This is a genomic window from Flavonifractor sp. An4 (assembly GCF_002161755.1).
GTDB lineage: Bacteria > Bacillota > Clostridia > Oscillospirales > Oscillospiraceae > Flavonifractor > Flavonifractor avicola.
Window position 1 is genome coordinate 85,945 of the sequence record NZ_NFIL01000002.1, and the last position, 15,747, is coordinate 101,691.

The following is a 15,747-nucleotide window of genomic DNA, read 5'->3' on the forward strand; positions in this document are numbered from 1 at the left end:
TTGCCATCTTGCACAAAAATGCATTTCTAAATTGAGAACGACGAAGTTTGATATTCTTGTTTTGGTTATAATTCATAAAGAAACTGAAATATTTTTAAGGTTTTTAAATGGTTTCAGACAGAATAGAGGAATACAGAGGCATAAATGGACTTTTGAAAAACCGTCTTGCAAAAGAAAATGCTTCATGGTACGCTACAGGCAAGAGCAAGAGGAAAGGAGGATAGGCCCAATCGCACACACCGGGAAACTGAGAAAGAAGAATCAAATAGGAGGCGAAATTCATGTCACGCAAAGGCTTTGGACGCATTCTTGGCACGATTTTGGCACTTACCATGCTTCTCTCCATCTTCCCCGCCTCTGCGGCCGGCCCTGAGCCCGCCGACAGTGTGTACCGCAACGGCAAAATCTATACTGTAAACGAGGATTTCACGGTGGTCAGCGCCATCGCCGTCAAGGGCGACCGCCTGGTATATGTGGGCGATGAGGCCGGCGTGGAGGCCTACATCGGCGCCGATACCAAGGTGGTGGATCTGGGCGGTAAAACCGTCATTCCCGGCCTGGTGGAGGGCCATATGCACGTTACCGGTCTGGGCAGCAGTTTGATGAATCTGGACTGCTTCTGGATGCCCAAGCAGACCATTCTGGATCTGGTAAAGGCGGCGGCCGAGCAGGCCGAGCCCGGTGAGTGGATCCAGGGACGGGGCTGGATGAACACCGTTTGGGAGAACACGGACTATCCCACCAAGGAGGAGCTGGACGCGGTGGCGCCCAACAATCCCGTGTTCCTTACCCGGGCCTGCGGCCATATGGGCTGGGCCAACAGCATGGCACTGGAGCTGGGCGGCATTACCAAGGATACCCCCAACCCCCAGGGCGGCGAGTATCTGAAGGATGAAAACGGCGAGCTGCTGGGCTGCATGACCGACACCGCCATGAATCCTATCCGGGCTCAGATCCCTGAGCTGACCCTGGAGCAGCAGCGGCAGGGCCTGCTGAAGGCCCAGGAGCAGCTGTTCTCCTACGGTCTCACCTCCGCCATGGACGCCGGCAACAGCATTGAGGTGTATGAGGAGGTCTTTGGGCCACTGTACGAGTCCGGCCAGCTGAAGCTGCGGGTGTACGGCATGATCTCCCACACCGCCGCCGACAATGAAACCGCTCAGTATCTGAAGGACCATCCCATTGATCCGGATAACTATGAGCTGCTATATAACAACCATCTCAGCCTGCGCTGCGTCAAGATGTTTGCCGACGGCTCTCTGGGCGCCCGCTCCGCCGCCATGTTGGAGCCCTACAGCGACCGGGATGACCACATCGGCGACTACCGCTATACCCAGGAGGAGATTGACCCCATCGTCAAGGTGGCCTATGACGCCGGCTACCAGGTTGCCACCCACGCCATCGGCGACGGCGCCAACCATCAGGTGATCAACGCCTACGAGGCGGCCATCAAGGCCAACCCCAGAGAGGACCACCGCCTGCGCATCGAGCACTTCCAGATCGTGGCTCCCGAGGATATCGATCGGGCTCTGGAACTGGGTATCCTGCCCTCCATGCAGACCACCCATGCTACCTCCGATATGCTGGTAGCCGAGGACCGTGTGGGTTCCGAGCGCATCAAGACCTCCTATGCCTGGCGCACCATCCTGGATAAGGGCGGCATCATCCCCAACGGCTCCGACGCTCCCGTGGAGCTGGTCAACCCCTATCATGGTCTGTATGCTGCTGTCACCCGCTGCAACCGTCTGGGCTCCCCTGAGGGCGGCTGGCACATGGAGCAGGCTATGACCCGCGAGGAGGCTCTGCGCTCCTTCACCAACTGGTCCGCCTATGCCGAGTTCAATGAGGATATCAAGGGCTCTCTGGAGGTTGGCAAGCTGGCCGACTTCGTGGTGCTGGACCGCGATATTATGACCTGCCCCGAGGAGGATATCAAGGACACCCAGGCCCTGATGACGGTTTCTGGCGGCGAGGTAGTCTTTACCCGGGACAACAGCAAGCCCACCATTATGTGGAACGGCCTGCCCCTGACCTTTAACAGCCCCTTCTACACCGAACCCGGCACGATCTATGCGCCGCTGAGCGATCTGGCCAACGGCCTGACCGCCACTGTGACCCGGGACGGCTCCAAGGCCACCATCACTGTGGAGGACAAGACCGCTGAGGTGGAGATCAAGACCGTCAACGGTGTGGAGTATGTGGGTGTGCGCGCCCTCTTTGAGGGTCTGGGCCGCAACGTGACCTGGTACGGCCTCAGCTCCTGTGTCTCTGTCGGCTGGCTCAAGTAAATTCTCTGTTCCGCAAAGCGGCTCCGGATTGATCCGGAGCCGCTTTTTTGTGCGTGTTTGCTCTTTTCAAACTACTATATCTTGTGTATAATGGAGCATAAAATTGATTCTAACCGAACCAAAGGAGGCGGGAGCATGAATATCCAATGGTATCCCGGCCATATGACAAAGACCCGGCGGCAGATCCAGGCGGACCTGAAGCTGGTGGACCTGGTGGCGGAGATCATCGACGCCCGCATCCCCATTTCCAGCCGCAACCCGGATATCGATGAGATCGTGGGCGATAAGCCCCGGCTCATCATCCTTAACCGGGCGGATCAGGCCGACCCGGCCATGAATAAGGTGTGGGGGGACTGGTTCCGCCAGCGGGGCTGGTGGGTCATGGAGACCAACGCCCGGGACGGCAAGGGAGTCAACCAGTTCTCCACCGCCATTAAGTCTGCCCTGAGGGACAAGATCGAGCAGTGGAAAGCCAAGGGCCTGGTGGGCCGCCCTGTGCGGGCCATGGTGGTGGGGGTGCCCAACGTGGGCAAGTCCACCTTCATCAATCAGGTGGCCAAAAAGAAGTCCGCCAAGGCGGGCAACAAGCCCGGCGTCACCCGGGGCAAGCAGTGGGTCAACGTGGACCCGGGCCTGGACCTGCTGGACACCCCCGGCATTCTCTGGCCCAAGTTTGAGGACGAGATCACCGGAATGCACCTGGCCTTTACCGGGGCGGTGAAGGATGAAATCATGGACCGGGAGACCCTGGCCTGCCACCTGATGGAGATTTTGGGACAGCGGTATCCCCAGGCCATCACCGACCGCTACAAGGTGGAGCCCCAGCCCGGCCTGGCTGGTTGGGAGCTGCTGGAGGCCTGCGGCCGCAAGCGGGGCTTCTTGATCTCCGGCGGCGAGGTGGACACCGAGCGTATGGCACGGGTGCTGCTGGAGGAGTACCGCAGTGGCAAGCTGGGTAACTTTACTCTGGAGACTCCTCAAGAGGTGTAAAGGAGATATACTGTATGGATCTGTGGGAACTGGAGCGGGACTGCTGGGCCCAGGGCCATGAACTGGTGTGCGGATGCGACGAAGCGGGAGCTGGTCCACTGGCCGGTCGGGTGTACGCCGCTGCGGTGATCCTGCCCCGGGAGTTGGTGATCCCCGGCCTCAATGACTCCAAAAAGCTGACTCCTAAAAAGCGGGATCAGCTCTACGATCTGATTATAGAGCAGGCCCAGGCCTGGAGCGTGGCATGGGTAGAGGCAGAGGAGATTGATGAAACCGATATCCTCAGCGCCCGGATGAACGCCATGCAGCGGGCCATTGACGGCTTGAGCGTCAAGCCCGACTTCGCCCTAATCGACGGTAACCGGGACTATGGAAAGCACGGAGCCGTCACCACGCCCCACGCAACAGTTGTAAAGGGAGATTCCCTGTCGGCATCTATTGCCGCCGCCTCCATTCTGGCCAAGGTGAGCCGGGACCGGTACATGGAGGAGATGGCGAAACAGTACCCCCAGTACGCCTTTGAGCAGCACAAGGGATACCCTACAAAACTCCACTATGAGCGGCTGCGGCAGTACGGGCCCTGTCCCATCCACCGCCGCACCTTCCTGAAAAAGCTATGAGCGGGGGAGAGGCCAAGCTGCTGGGCCGTTGGGGGGAGGCCAAGGCGGCGGAGCAGCTGCGGCAGCGGGGTTATACCATCGTTGCCGCCGGTTATCACTGCCGGTTTGGAGAAATCGACCTGATTGCAACGACTGACAAGTATTTATGCTTTATAGAAGTGAAGCTGCGGAAGAATGATTCCTTCGCCCCCGGGCGGGCGGCGGTGGACCGGTGGAAGCAGCAGAAGCTGCGGACCACGGCGGAGTGCTGGCTGGCGGAGCACCCTGACATGGGGCTTCAGCCCCGGTTCGACGTGGCGGAGCTGTACGCGCCCCAAGGCATGGCTACCCGGGAACCGGAGTTTCACTATTGGGAAAATGCGTTTTAAAGGAGGCGGGTGCCTTGCCGGAGATCGACGTCTTTGACGGACACTGTGATACGGTGCTGAAATGCTGCCTGGAGGGGGGCGGCTTTGGCCGCAATTCCTATCATGTGGATCTGGAGCGGGGGAGAGCCTTCCGCCGGTACGCTCAATTCTTTGCCCTCTTTGGTCAGCCGGAGGATTTCCCCGGGCTTACACCCCGGGAGACCTTTGAGCGGGAATACCAGCTCTTTTCCCGGGAAATGGAGGCCAACGCCTCTGTGATTGCCCACTGCCGGACGGCAGAGGAGGCGGAGAAGGCCTTCGCCGCCGGGAAGATGGCCGCCTTCCTGTCTGTAGAGGGGGCAGAGCTGCTGGACTGTTCTGTGGAACGGCTGGAGGAGGCCTGTGCTTTGGGTGTCCGGGCGGTCAATCCCACCTGGAACCGGGCCAACGCTCTGGGCGGCACCAACGCAGAGGACACCGACAAGGGCTTGACCGTTCAGGGAAAGGCCTTTGTCCGCAAAGCGGAGGAGCTGGGAGTGCTGGTGGATGTGTCCCATCTGTCCGACCCGGGCTTCTGGGATGTGGCGGATACCCTGTCCGGTCCCTTTTTTGCCAGTCATTCCAACAGCCGGTCTGCGTTTTCTCATCCCCGGAACTTGACCGACGAGCAATTTACTGCCATAATAGAGCATGGCGGCGTGGCGGGACTGAACCTCTACGCTGAGTTTGTGGGCGGTAAGGCGGATCTGGAGGCCATTGCCGCCCATCTGGACCACTGGCTGGAGCTGGGGGGCGAGAAAAACATCGCCCTGGGGGGCGATCTGGACGGATGCAGCCCCCTGGCCGGCAGCATGGCCGGAGTCCAGGACTATGAACGACTTTACCACTTCCTGCTGGAGCGGGGTTACTCCACGTCTCTGCTGCAGGATCTGTTCTTCAATAATCTGATGAGGGTAGTGAGCAAAGTATGTACTATGTAAGCACGAGAAACAAACAGGACCGCTGCACCGCAGCTCAGGCCATTGCCCGGGGACTGGCCGCCGACGGCGGCCTCATGACCCCCGAGGTGTTCCCCAAGCTGTCTCCCAACGGCCTGAATACCATGCGGGATATGTCCTACCAGCAGCGGGCGGTCTTTGTGATGAACTCCTATCTGGACGACTTCACCTCCTCCGAGCTGACCTCCTTTGCCAGCAAGGCCTACGGCGGCGCCAAGTTTGACGTACCTGAGGTGGCTCCCGTCCGGCAGGTGGACGACAAGACCTACTGCTTGGAACTGTGGCACGGCCCCACCTGCGCCTTCAAGGACATGGCGCTGCAGATGCTGCCTTACCTGCTCACCGCCTCCCTGAAGAAGAATCAGGAGTCCAAGACGGTGTGCATTCTGGTGGCCACCTCCGGCGACACCGGTAAGGCTGCCCTGGAGGGCTTCCGGGACGTGGACCGCACCCGCATTCTGGTGTTCTATCCCAAGGACGGCGTGTCTGCTATCCAGGAGCTGCAGATGAACACCCAGGAGGGCGGCAACGTGGGAGTCTGCTCCGTAGTGGGCAACTTTGACGACGCCCAGACCGGCGTGAAGAAACTCTTCTCCGACGAGGCCCTGCGGGAGCAGCTGGCAGAGCGGGAGTATTTCCTGTCCTCCGCCAACTCCATCAACTGGGGCCGGGTGCTTCCTCAGATCGTCTACTATATCTCGGCCTACTGCGACCTGCTGCGAGACGAGAAGATCAACAAGGGGGACCCCATTAACGTCTGCGTCCCCACCGGCAACTTCGGCAACATCCTGGCGGCCTACTACGCCAAGGAGATGGGCGTGCCCATCAACAAGCTGATTTGCGCCTCCAATGCCAACAACGTGCTCACTGACTTTATCCGCACCGGTCAGTACGACCGCAACCGCACCTTCTACAATACGATGTCCCCCTCCATGGACATCCTGATCTCCTCCAACCTGGAGCGGATGCTCTTTGCCCTGAGCAACCATGACGATGCCGAGGTGCGGGGCTATATGAACCAGCTGAACACCGTGGGAATGTATAAGGTAAGCCCCGCCATCCAGACCAAGCTCAGCCGCATCTTTGCCGCCGGCTGCTGTGATGATGCCCAGACCCAGAAGGTCATCGGTCAGATGTGGCAGGAGCACAAATATCTCATTGATCCCCACACCGCCGTGGCCTTCGACGTGCTGGATCAGTACCGGAAGGAGACCGGCGACGAGACGCCCGCCGTGGTGGTGTCTACCGCCAGCCCCTTCAAGTTCTGCGACAGCGTGCTGGGCGCCCTGGGCGTCACCGAGCTGGCGGAGGGGACCGCTATCCTGGATCAGCTGGCCGAGCTCACCGGTGTGCCTGTGCCTGCTCCTCTGGCTGCCCTCAAGAACAAGAGCGTGCGGTTCAGCCAGACCGTCTCCAAGGAGCACATGGTGGACCAAGTGCTGGAGATGCTCAAGTAAATGGCCCTGTTTGTCATTGGCGATACCCACCTCTCCCTGGCCTCCAACAAGCCCATGGATGTATTTGGCGGCGGCTGGGAGGGCTATGTGGACAAGCTGCGGGAGGGCTTTCAGGCGGTAGGCCCGGAGGACACGGTGGTGCTGTGCGGCGATCTGTCCTGGGGCATGAGCCTGGAGGAGGCGGAGGCCGACTTTGCCTTTCTGGACAGCCTGCCCGGCGTCCGCAAGCTGATGCTCAAGGGCAACCATGACTACTGGTGGAATACCGCATCCAAGATGAACCGCTTTTTTGCAGAGAAGGGCTTTTCTACCCTGAAGATCCTCCACAACAACTGCTACGAATACGGTGAGTACGCTCTGTGCGGCACCCGGGGCTGGTTTTACGAGGAAAAAGGGGACCAGAAGGTGTTCAACCGGGAACTGATCCGGCTGGAGGCCTCTTTAAAGGCGGCGGGGGAGAGGAAGAAGCTGTGTTTTCTCCACTACCCGCCCCTGTATCAGGGCTACCGCTGTGCGGAGATCATCGCACTGCTTGAAAAGTATGAGGTGGAGGCCTGTTATTACGGCCATCTGCACGGCGGAAGCCACCGTTTGGCGGTGGAAGGAAAGTACGGTCCGGTGGTCTATCATCTGGTGGCGGCGGACTATGTGGGGTTCCAGCCTCAAAAAATCCTGGAATAATTGAAAAAAACTATGGCAATTTCCGCGCACATCTGATAATATATAACGGATAACGCGAAAGCTGCCCCGTCCTGGACCCCTGTCCGGGCCCCGGGGCTGACAGGAGGAAGTTAACAAGATGAATGTCAAAAGCGTCGAGAAGCAGGAAAAGAGCGCCGTTCAGCTGGTCATCGAGATCGGCGGCGAGGAGTTTGAGGCCGCGGTCCAGAAGGCTTATCTGAAGCAGCGCAACAAGATCAACGTGCCCGGCTTCCGGAAGGGCAAGGCTCCCCGGAAGATCATCGAGGGTATGTTCGGCTCCGGCGTGTTCTATGAAGATGCCATCAATGAGCTCTATCCCAAGGCCTATGCCGATGCCGTGGAGCAGGAGAAGCTGGACGTGGTGTCCTGGCCCAACGTGGAGGTTCTGGAGGCCGGCAAGGACGGCCTGACCTTCAAGGCCACCGTCACCGTCCGTCCTGAGGTGAAGCTGGGCGAGTACAAGGGCCTCACTGCTGAGAAGGAAGAGGTCAAGATCACCGACGAGGATATCGACAACGAGCTCAAGCCCTACATCAACCGCGCCAGCCGTATGGTGACCGTGGAGCGTGAGGCTCAGAACGGCGACACCGTGGTCATCGACTTCGAGGGCTTCAAGGACGGCGTTCCCTTCGACGGCGGCAAGGCCGAGGGCCACAGCCTGGAGCTGGGCTCCGGCGCCTTTATCCCCGGCTTTGAGGATCAGCTGGTTGGCACCAAGGCCGGCGACGAGAAGGACGTGAACGTCACCTTCCCCGAGGACTATCACGCCGAGGATCTGGCCGGCGCCCCCGTGGTGTTCAAGGTCAAGGTCCACGAGGTCAAGGAGAAGCAGCTGCCCACCGTGGACGACGAGTTTGCCAAGGACGTGTCCGAGTTTGACACCCTGGAGGCCTTCAAGAAGGACCTGGCCGACAAGCTGACCGAGCGCCGTGAGGCCCAGGCCAAGCGCGCCTTTGAGGCTGCTATCATGGAGCAGGTCATGGACAACATGGAGGTTGAGATCCCCGACGCCATGGTGGCCTACGAGACCGACCAGATGGTGGAGGATATGGCCCGCCGCATCCAGGCTCAGGGCATCCCCTTCGAGCAGTATATGGCTATGACCGGTATGACCATCGACATTGTCCGCTCTCAGGCCGCCGCCGCCGCCATGGAGCGGGTGCGTCGTGACCTGGCTCTGGGTGCCGTTGTGGCTGCTGAGAACATTGAGATCAGCGACGAGGACCTGGAGGCCGAGTACAAGCGTCTGGCCGACGAGTACCACATGGAGCTGGATCAGGTGAAGGCTGCCGCTCCCGCTGAGGACGTGAAGAAGGGCCTGGCCATCCAGAAGGCCGAGCAGGTCATCTATGACAGCGCCAAGGTGGGCAAGGCTCCCGCCAAGAAGAAGACCACCAAGAAGAAGGTCGAGGAGGCCGAGGGTGAGGCTGCCGAGGGCGAGGAGAAGCCCAAGAAGCGCCGCACCACCAAGAAGAAGACCGAGGAGGCTCCCGCTGAGGAGGCTCCCGCTCAGGAGAAAACTGAGGAATAAGACGCCGTGAGGCGGGCATACTTTGAGGTAAGCCTGCCCAAGGGTGGGGATGGTCCGGGGCCCGGGTCTCTGAGAGGGAGGCCCGGCGCCCCGACATCAGAATAAAGGAGTTTCGCAATCATGAGCTTAGTACCCTATGTAGTGGAGCAAACCAATCGGGGCGAGCGGTCCTACGACATTTTCTCCCGCCTGCTCAACGACCGCATCATCTTCCTGGGCGAGGAGGTCAATGCCACTACCGCCAGCCTGGTGGTAGCCCAGCTGCTCTACCTGGAGGCCCAGGACCCGGACAAGGACATTCAGTTCTATATCAACAGCCCCGGCGGCTCCGTCACCGATGGTATGGCCATCTATGATACCATGCAGTACATCAAGTGTGATGTATCCACCATCTGCATCGGTATGGCGGCCAGCATGGGGGCCTTCCTGCTCTCTTCCGGCGCCAAGGGCAAGCGCCTGGCACTGCCCAACGCGGAGATCATGATCCATCAGCCCTCCGCCGGCACCCAGGGCCAGATCACTGATATGGCCATCCACCTCAAGCGCCTGGAGATCATCAAGAAGCGTATGAACCAGATCCTGGCCGACAACACCGGTAAGAATGTAGCGGAAGTCACTGCCGCCTGTGAGCGCGACAACTTCATGTCCGCTGAGGAAGCCAAGGAGTTTGGCCTGATCGACAAGGTCATCTATTCCCGGTAATCTGCGGGGGAGCGGGGAGGAAACGCCCCGCTCCCTTTCCGGCTTTTTACCTGCTCCCATCTGCAACCAATCCAGAGTACGACGAGGTAACGATATGCCAAAAAACGACGAGCGCAAAAGCGTACGCTGTTCCTTTTGCGGCAAGCACCAGGACCAGGTGGCCCGCATCATTGCCGGCCCCGGGGCCTATATCTGCAATGAGTGCGTCCACCTGTGCATGAGCATTCTGGACGACAACTACGATCCGGAGGAGGCCCTGTCCCCCGATATCCCCGATGTGATTCCCACCCCCCGGGAGATCCGGGATGTGCTGGATCAGTATATCATCGGCCAGGAGGATGCCAAGGTGGCCCTGTCCGTGGCGGTATACAACCACTATAAGCGCATCTACTTCGGGGGCGGGGAGGATGTGGAGCTCCAGAAGAGCAACATCCTGCTCATGGGTCCCACCGGATGCGGCAAGACCCTGTTTGCCCAGACCCTGGCCCGCATCCTGAAGGTACCCTTCGCCATCGCCGACGCCACCACCCTCACCGAGGCGGGTTATGTGGGCGACGACGTGGAGAACATCCTGCTGCGTCTGGTCCAGGCCGCCGATTACGACATCGAGCTGGCCGAGCGGGGCATCATTTATGTGGATGAGATCGACAAGATCGCCCGCAAGAGTGAGAACACCTCCATCACCCGCGACGTGTCCGGCGAGGGTGTGCAGCAGGCCCTGCTGAAGATCCTGGAGGGTACCGTGGCCAACGTGCCCCCCCAGGGCGGCCGCAAGCACCCCCATCAGGAGTTCATCCAGATCAACACCAAGAACATCCTTTTCATCTGCGGCGGCGCCTTCGACGGCATGGAGAAGATCATCGAGCAGCGTCTGGACAAAAAGACCATCGGCTTCGGCGCCGAGATCCAGAGCAAGAAGGAGAAGGATACCGCCATCTTCAAGGAGGTTCAGCCCCACGACCTGCTGAAGTTCGGCATCATCCCCGAGCTGGTGGGCCGTCTGCCGGTGATTACCACCCTGAACGCCCTGGACAAGGACCAGCTGGTGCGTATCCTCACCGAGCCCAAAAACGCCCTGGTGAAGCAGTACCAGAAGCTGCTGGAGTACGATATGGTGGATCTCACCTTTGACGCCGCCGCCCTGGAGGCGGCTGCCGACAAGGCCATTGAGCGTGGCATCGGCGCCCGCGGCCTGCGGGCGGTGCTGGAGGAGGTCATGACCCAGGTCATGTATGACGTGCCTTCCGACCCCACCATTACCAAGGTGACCATCACCGCCGAGAGCGTCAAGGACCATGTGCCTCCCACGGTGGAGCACGACCCGGAGCGCACCCACCGGCCCAGGCTGGGCGGCGCGTCCCTCCGTGCCGAGCACGGCGGAAAATCCCCCAAGGGCAACGTGTCCTGAACAGAACAGCCATAAGACCAATATAGGAGACAGGAACCGGGAGACTGGGCAGGACCGGCCGCCCCCGGTCCTGTCTCCTGTTTCATATCCCCGAGAGGAGGGAAAACCATGCAAACCAATCTGCCCGCGGTCATGCCCGCCCTGGCCCTGCGGGGGCTGACCATTTTTCCCAATATGATGCTCCACTTTGACGTGGGCCGGGAGGCCTCCATCAAGGCCCTGGACGAGTCCATGACCTCCGGCCAGCCTATTTTCCTGGTAGCCCAGCGGGATCTGGCGGTGGAGGAACCCGAGGAGGCCGACTTGTACCGGGTGGGCACCATCAGCACGGTCCGGCAGATCCTCCGCCTGCCCGGCGGTAATGTGCGGGTGATGGTGGAGGGCGTCAGCCGCGGACGGCTCCAGTGCCTGACCCAGACCACGCCCTACTTCACCGCCCAGGTGGAGGAGATCCCGGAGGAGACCACCTTCCGCCGCTCTGCCCGCACCGAGGCGCTGATCCGTCAGACCTACGAGCTGTTTGAGAACTACATCGACCTGGCCCCCAAGATGACTCCCGACATTCTGCTGTCGGTGCTCTCCAGCGAGGAGCCGGGCTATATTGCCGACTACATCGCCCAGAACCTGCCCATGCGCACCGGGGACAAGCAGGCCATTCTGGAAGAGTTGCGCCCCGTCCGCCGGCTGGAGAAGCTGTGCCAGAACCTCCGCCGGGAGGTGGCTATCCTGGAGCTGGAGCACCAGATGCAGGACAAGGTGCGGGACCAGCTCACCCGAAGCCAGCGGGACTATGTGCTGCGGGAGCAGCTGAAGGTCATTCAGCAGGAGCTGGGGGAGGACGGCCAGGGGGACAGCGAGCTGGAGGAGTACCGCCAGCGCATTGCCCAGGCCAAGCTGCCCCAGGAGGTGGCGGACAAGCTGACCAAGGAGCTGGGCCGGCTGGAGAAGCAGCCCTTCGGCTCCGCCGAGGCTACCGTGCTGCGCAACTACCTGGATACCGTGCTGGAACTGCCCTGGGGCAAGTATACCAAAGAGCGGGTCAACGTGGAGGCCGCCCGGAAGGTGCTGGATGGGGACCACTACGGCCTGGAGAAGGTAAAGGAACGTATCCTGGAGTTCCTGGCCGTCAAGCAGCTTTCTCCCCAGATGAAAGGGCAGATCATCTGCCTGGTAGGCCCGCCCGGCGTGGGCAAGACCTCCATTGCCACCAGCGTGGCCCACGCCATTCATCGGAATATGGCCCGCATCTCTCTGGGCGGCGTCCACGACGAGGCTGAGATCCGGGGCCACCGCAAGACCTATGTGGGGGCTATGCCCGGCCGCATCATTGCCGCCATCAAGCAGGCCGACAGCTGCAATCCGTTGCTGCTGCTGGACGAGATCGACAAGCTGGGCAACGATCAGCGGGGCGATCCCGCCTCCGCGCTGCTGGAGGTGCTGGACGCCGAGCAGAACGCTACCTTCCGGGACCACTTCCTGGAGGTGCCCTTCGATCTGTCCGACGTGCTCTTCATCACCACCGCCAACACCCTGGACACCATCCCCAAGCCCCTGCTGGACCGGATGGAGGTCATTGAGCTGAGCAGCTACACCGACGAGGAGAAGGTGGAGATCGCCAAGCGCCACCTGATCCCCAAGCAGATCAAGCGCCACGGCCTGACAAAGGCCAAGTTCAAACTGTCCGACGACGCACTGCGTACCCTCATCCGGGGTTACACCCGGGAGTCCGGCGTGCGTATCCTGGAGCGGCAGATCGGCGCCCTGTGCCGTAAGGCCGCTATGCGCCTGGTGACAGGCACTGTAAAGTCGGTCAGCGTTACAGAGAAAAATCTGGAGGAGCTGTTGGGCATTCCCCGGTATCACCCCGACCACATCCCCCAGACCGAGCAGGTGGGCGTAGTCAATGGTTTGGCCTGGACCAGCGTGGGAGGAGAGATCCTGGAGGTGGAGGTGGCCGTGGTGCCCGGCACCGGCAAGGTGGAGCTTACCGGCAACCTGGGGGACGTGATGAAGGAGTCTGCCCACGCCGCCCTGACTTACATCCGCAGTCGGGCCGCCCAGCTGGGCATTGAGGCCGACTTCCACAAGACAAAGGATCTCCATATCCACTTCCCGGAGGGAGCGGTGCCCAAGGACGGCCCCTCCGCCGGTATCGCCATCACCACCGCCATGGTGTCCGCCCTCACCGGTATGCCGGTCAAGACGGAGCTTGCAATGACAGGCGAAGTTACTTTACGGGGTAGAGTGCTGCCCATCGGTGGTCTGAAAGAAAAGACCATGGCCGCCTACCGAAACGGGATCCGTACTGTGATTGTTCCGGCGGATAACGTGAAGGATCTGGAGGAGATCGATCCTACCGTCAAGGCGGGGCTGCGGTTTGTGCCTGTGGAGCAGGTGGATCAGGTGCTGGCTGAGGCCCTGGACCTGAAGGTATGTGAACCTGCCCAGCCGCTGGCCCAGCCCCACACCGGGACCCAGACCGCCGAGCGGCCCAATCTGCGCCAGTAAGACGGGGGCAAACCCCCGTCGCGCATACACATTTGGGAGGTAATTATGCCCATCAATCTGCAAAAAGCGGAATTTGTCCGCTCCGCCGCCAAGGCGTCTGACTTTCCCCGGGACCGGCTGGCCCAGGTGGCCTTTGCCGGCCGCTCCAACGTGGGCAAGTCCTCAGTGATCAACCGGCTCCTGAACCGGAAGAACTTTGCCCGGGTGGGCGCCGCCCCCGGCAAGACCACCCACATCAACTACTTCCTCATCGACTCCGCTTTCTATCTGGTGGACCTGCCGGGCTACGGCTATGCCAAGGTGTCCCTGGCGGAGAAGCAGCGGTGGGGCCGTCTCATGGAGGAGTGGTTTGCCGACAACTCCCTGATGACCCTGGGACTGATGATTGTGGACTCCCGCCACAAGCCCACTGCCGACGACTGCACCATGGCTCAGTGGTTCAAGAACAGCGGCAAGCCCTTTGCAGTGGTGGCCAACAAGCTGGACAAGCTGCGCAAGAGCGACATCGAGCCCAATCTGGCCCGCATCCGGGAGACCCTGGAGCTGGACGATGATGTAAAGGTGATTCCCTTTTCGGCCGAGAAGGGAGACGGCAAGCAGGAACTGCTCAATCTGATTCTGGATCATGCGGAGGGACTGGCATGAGATATGTGAAGCTGCTGCGGGACGGCAAGGGCGTATGGGGCGTACTCCAGGGGGACCTGGTGCGCACCCTGACCCGCCCGCCCTTTGAGGAGATCTGCTACGACGGGGAGAGCCTGCCCCTGGAGGCCTGCCGCCTGCTGGCCCCCTGCGAGGCCACCAAGATCGTGTGCGTGGGCAAGAACTACTATGACCACGCCGTGGAGATGGGGGAGGGGGTGCCCGAGCAGCCCATCCTCTTCCTGAAGGCCCCCAACACCCTCAACCACCCGGAGGGCACCGTCCACGCCCCCGCCTTTGTGGGGCGGCTGGACTATGAGGGGGAGCTGGCCTTCGTCATCCGCCGCCGGGCAAAGGATGTAAAGGCAGAGAACTTTGCAGACTATATCCTGGGCTACACCTGCCTCAACGACGTCACCGCCCGGGACGTGCAGAAGGGGGACGGCCAGTGGACCCGGGGCAAGAGCATGGACGGCTTTGCCCCCCTGGGCCCTGTGGTCACCGACGAGGTGGACCCCGCCGCCCTGGCCATCGAGACCCGGCTCAACGGGACGGTGGTGCAGCAGGGGAACACCAGCCAGTTCATGACGGCGGTGCCCCAGCTGCTGGCGTTCATCACCGCTTCCATGACTCTGGAGCCCGGCGACGTGGTGACCACCGGTACCCCAGCGGGCATCGGGCCCATGGCCCCCGGTGACACCGTGGAGGTGACCGTTCAGGGCATTGGTACCCTGCGGAACCACATCATCTGAGCAGAGGCCGGACCGGCTGGGCAAACCCGCCGGTCCGGCTTGTGTTTTTCGGGAAAATTTGATATAATCGGAATCAAATTATGAACAGAACTGAGGGGAAATGGAATGGAGCGGCGAATCGTGCTGGGGAAGATGCTCAACCTGCGGGATCTGGGCGGCTATCCTACGGCGGATGGGAGGACCACCCGGTGGGGCGTTCTGCTGCGGGGGGACAACCCTATGGGATTGACCGACGCCGATGTCCAGCTTCTGCTGGAGCGGAACATCACCACCATCATCGACCTGCGCAGCCCGGCGGAGGCGAGACAGTTCCCTGACGAACTGACGGCCCGTTCCGGCTTCTCCTGCCATTTCATTCCCATGTCCACCGGCGAGAAACTGCCCAACGAGGAGGAGCTCATCGGTCTGGGCTATTTCCGCACCCTGGAGCGGAAGGACACCATACGCTCGGTGCTGGAGACCATCGCCGACGCACCCGGTGGCGTGCTCTTCCACTGTATGGCAGGGAAGGACCGCACCGGCTGCATTGCCGCCCTGCTGCTCACTCTGGCGGGAGTGGACCGGCTGGATATCCTGGCCGACTATCAGGTGTCCCAGACCTATATCCGCCCGGTGATCCGGTGGATGCGGGGGACCCGCTCCGACCTGCCCGCCTATGTGGGCCTCTCCAAGCCGGAATATCTGGAGGATTGCCTGGAGAGGTTGGAGGGGGCCTACGGCTCTGTTTTGAACTATCTGCACGCCGCCGGGCTGACCGATCCGGTACTGGACCGGCTGAAACGCAAACTGTTGGAGGAATGAC

Annotated in this window: 14 protein-coding genes; all 14 read left to right on the forward strand. The window is 61.1% G+C overall.

Translation table 11 applies throughout. From position 1 onward, the window contains the following. Positions 1 to 281: 281 nt before the first annotated feature. The 14 genes from B5F94_RS01580 (at position 282) to B5F94_RS01645 (ending at position 15,746) form a co-directional block, all read left to right on the forward strand. Entirely contained in the window at positions 282 to 2,288 is a 2,007-nt protein-coding gene (locus tag B5F94_RS01580) for an amidohydrolase family protein (protein ID WP_087326995.1), read from the forward strand. A gap of 135 nt (positions 2,289 to 2,423) precedes the next feature. Next, the gene (gene ylqF / locus B5F94_RS01585) at positions 2,424 to 3,278 is read left to right on the forward strand and encodes a ribosome biogenesis GTPase YlqF (RefSeq protein WP_087326998.1); all 855 of its coding nucleotides are present in this window, start codon (positions 2,424 to 2,426) and stop codon (positions 3,276 to 3,278) included. A gap of 14 nt (positions 3,279 to 3,292) precedes the next feature. Further along, the gene (locus B5F94_RS01590) at positions 3,293 to 3,898 is read left to right on the forward strand and encodes a ribonuclease HII (protein WP_204247456.1); all 606 of its coding nucleotides are present in this window, start codon (positions 3,293 to 3,295) and stop codon (positions 3,896 to 3,898) included. Further along, positions 3,895 to 4,266 carry a YraN family protein gene (locus tag B5F94_RS01595; protein WP_087327004.1) on the forward strand — a complete coding sequence of 124 codons (372 nt, stop codon included), beginning with the start codon at positions 3,895 to 3,897 and terminating at the stop codon, positions 4,264 to 4,266. The genes B5F94_RS01590 and B5F94_RS01595 overlap by 4 nt, the downstream gene beginning before the upstream one ends. Positions 4,267 to 4,280: 14 nt before the next feature. Next, on the forward strand, positions 4,281 to 5,225 hold the full coding sequence (locus B5F94_RS01600) for a dipeptidase (protein ID WP_087327007.1): 945 nt from the start codon (positions 4,281 to 4,283) through the stop codon (positions 5,223 to 5,225). Further along, the gene (gene thrC / locus B5F94_RS01605; protein ID WP_087327010.1) at positions 5,213 to 6,700 is read left to right on the forward strand and encodes a threonine synthase; all 1,488 of its coding nucleotides are present in this window, start codon (positions 5,213 to 5,215) and stop codon (positions 6,698 to 6,700) included. Before B5F94_RS01600 ends, thrC begins: the two co-directional genes overlap by 13 nt. Continuing rightward, entirely contained in the window at positions 6,701 to 7,381 is a 681-nt protein-coding gene (locus B5F94_RS01610; RefSeq protein WP_087187895.1) for a metallophosphoesterase, read from the forward strand. A gap of 118 nt (positions 7,382 to 7,499) precedes the next feature. Beyond that, positions 7,500 to 8,933, forward strand: a complete 1,434-nt coding sequence (gene tig / locus B5F94_RS01615; protein WP_087327013.1) for a trigger factor — start codon at positions 7,500 to 7,502, stop codon at positions 8,931 to 8,933. A 120-nt stretch (positions 8,934 to 9,053) separates the two neighbouring features. Next, positions 9,054 to 9,635, forward strand: coding sequence for an ATP-dependent Clp protease proteolytic subunit (locus tag B5F94_RS01620; protein ID WP_087187897.1), 582 nt, complete (start codon positions 9,054 to 9,056; stop codon positions 9,633 to 9,635). Between the two features lie 94 nt (positions 9,636 to 9,729). Further along, the gene (gene clpX / locus B5F94_RS01625) at positions 9,730 to 11,043 is read left to right on the forward strand and encodes an ATP-dependent Clp protease ATP-binding subunit ClpX (RefSeq protein ID WP_087327015.1); all 1,314 of its coding nucleotides are present in this window, start codon (positions 9,730 to 9,732) and stop codon (positions 11,041 to 11,043) included. A gap of 108 nt (positions 11,044 to 11,151) precedes the next feature. Then, positions 11,152 to 13,551, forward strand: coding sequence for an endopeptidase La (gene lon, locus B5F94_RS01630; RefSeq protein WP_087327018.1), 2,400 nt, complete (start codon positions 11,152 to 11,154; stop codon positions 13,549 to 13,551). Between the two features lie 51 nt (positions 13,552 to 13,602). Next, on the forward strand, positions 13,603 to 14,196 hold the full coding sequence (gene yihA, locus B5F94_RS01635; RefSeq protein WP_204247457.1) for a ribosome biogenesis GTP-binding protein YihA/YsxC: 594 nt from the start codon (positions 13,603 to 13,605) through the stop codon (positions 14,194 to 14,196). Next, positions 14,193 to 14,945 (forward strand): fumarylacetoacetate hydrolase family protein, encoded by a 753-nt coding sequence (locus B5F94_RS01640; RefSeq protein ID WP_087327024.1) that lies wholly within the window; start codon positions 14,193 to 14,195, stop codon positions 14,943 to 14,945. The genes yihA and B5F94_RS01640 overlap by 4 nt, the downstream gene beginning before the upstream one ends. Positions 14,946 to 15,050: 105 nt before the next feature. Beyond that, positions 15,051 to 15,746 carry a tyrosine-protein phosphatase gene (locus tag B5F94_RS01645; RefSeq protein ID WP_087327027.1) on the forward strand — a complete coding sequence of 232 codons (696 nt, stop codon included), beginning with the start codon at positions 15,051 to 15,053 and terminating at the stop codon, positions 15,744 to 15,746. Position 15,747 lies beyond the last annotated feature (1 nt).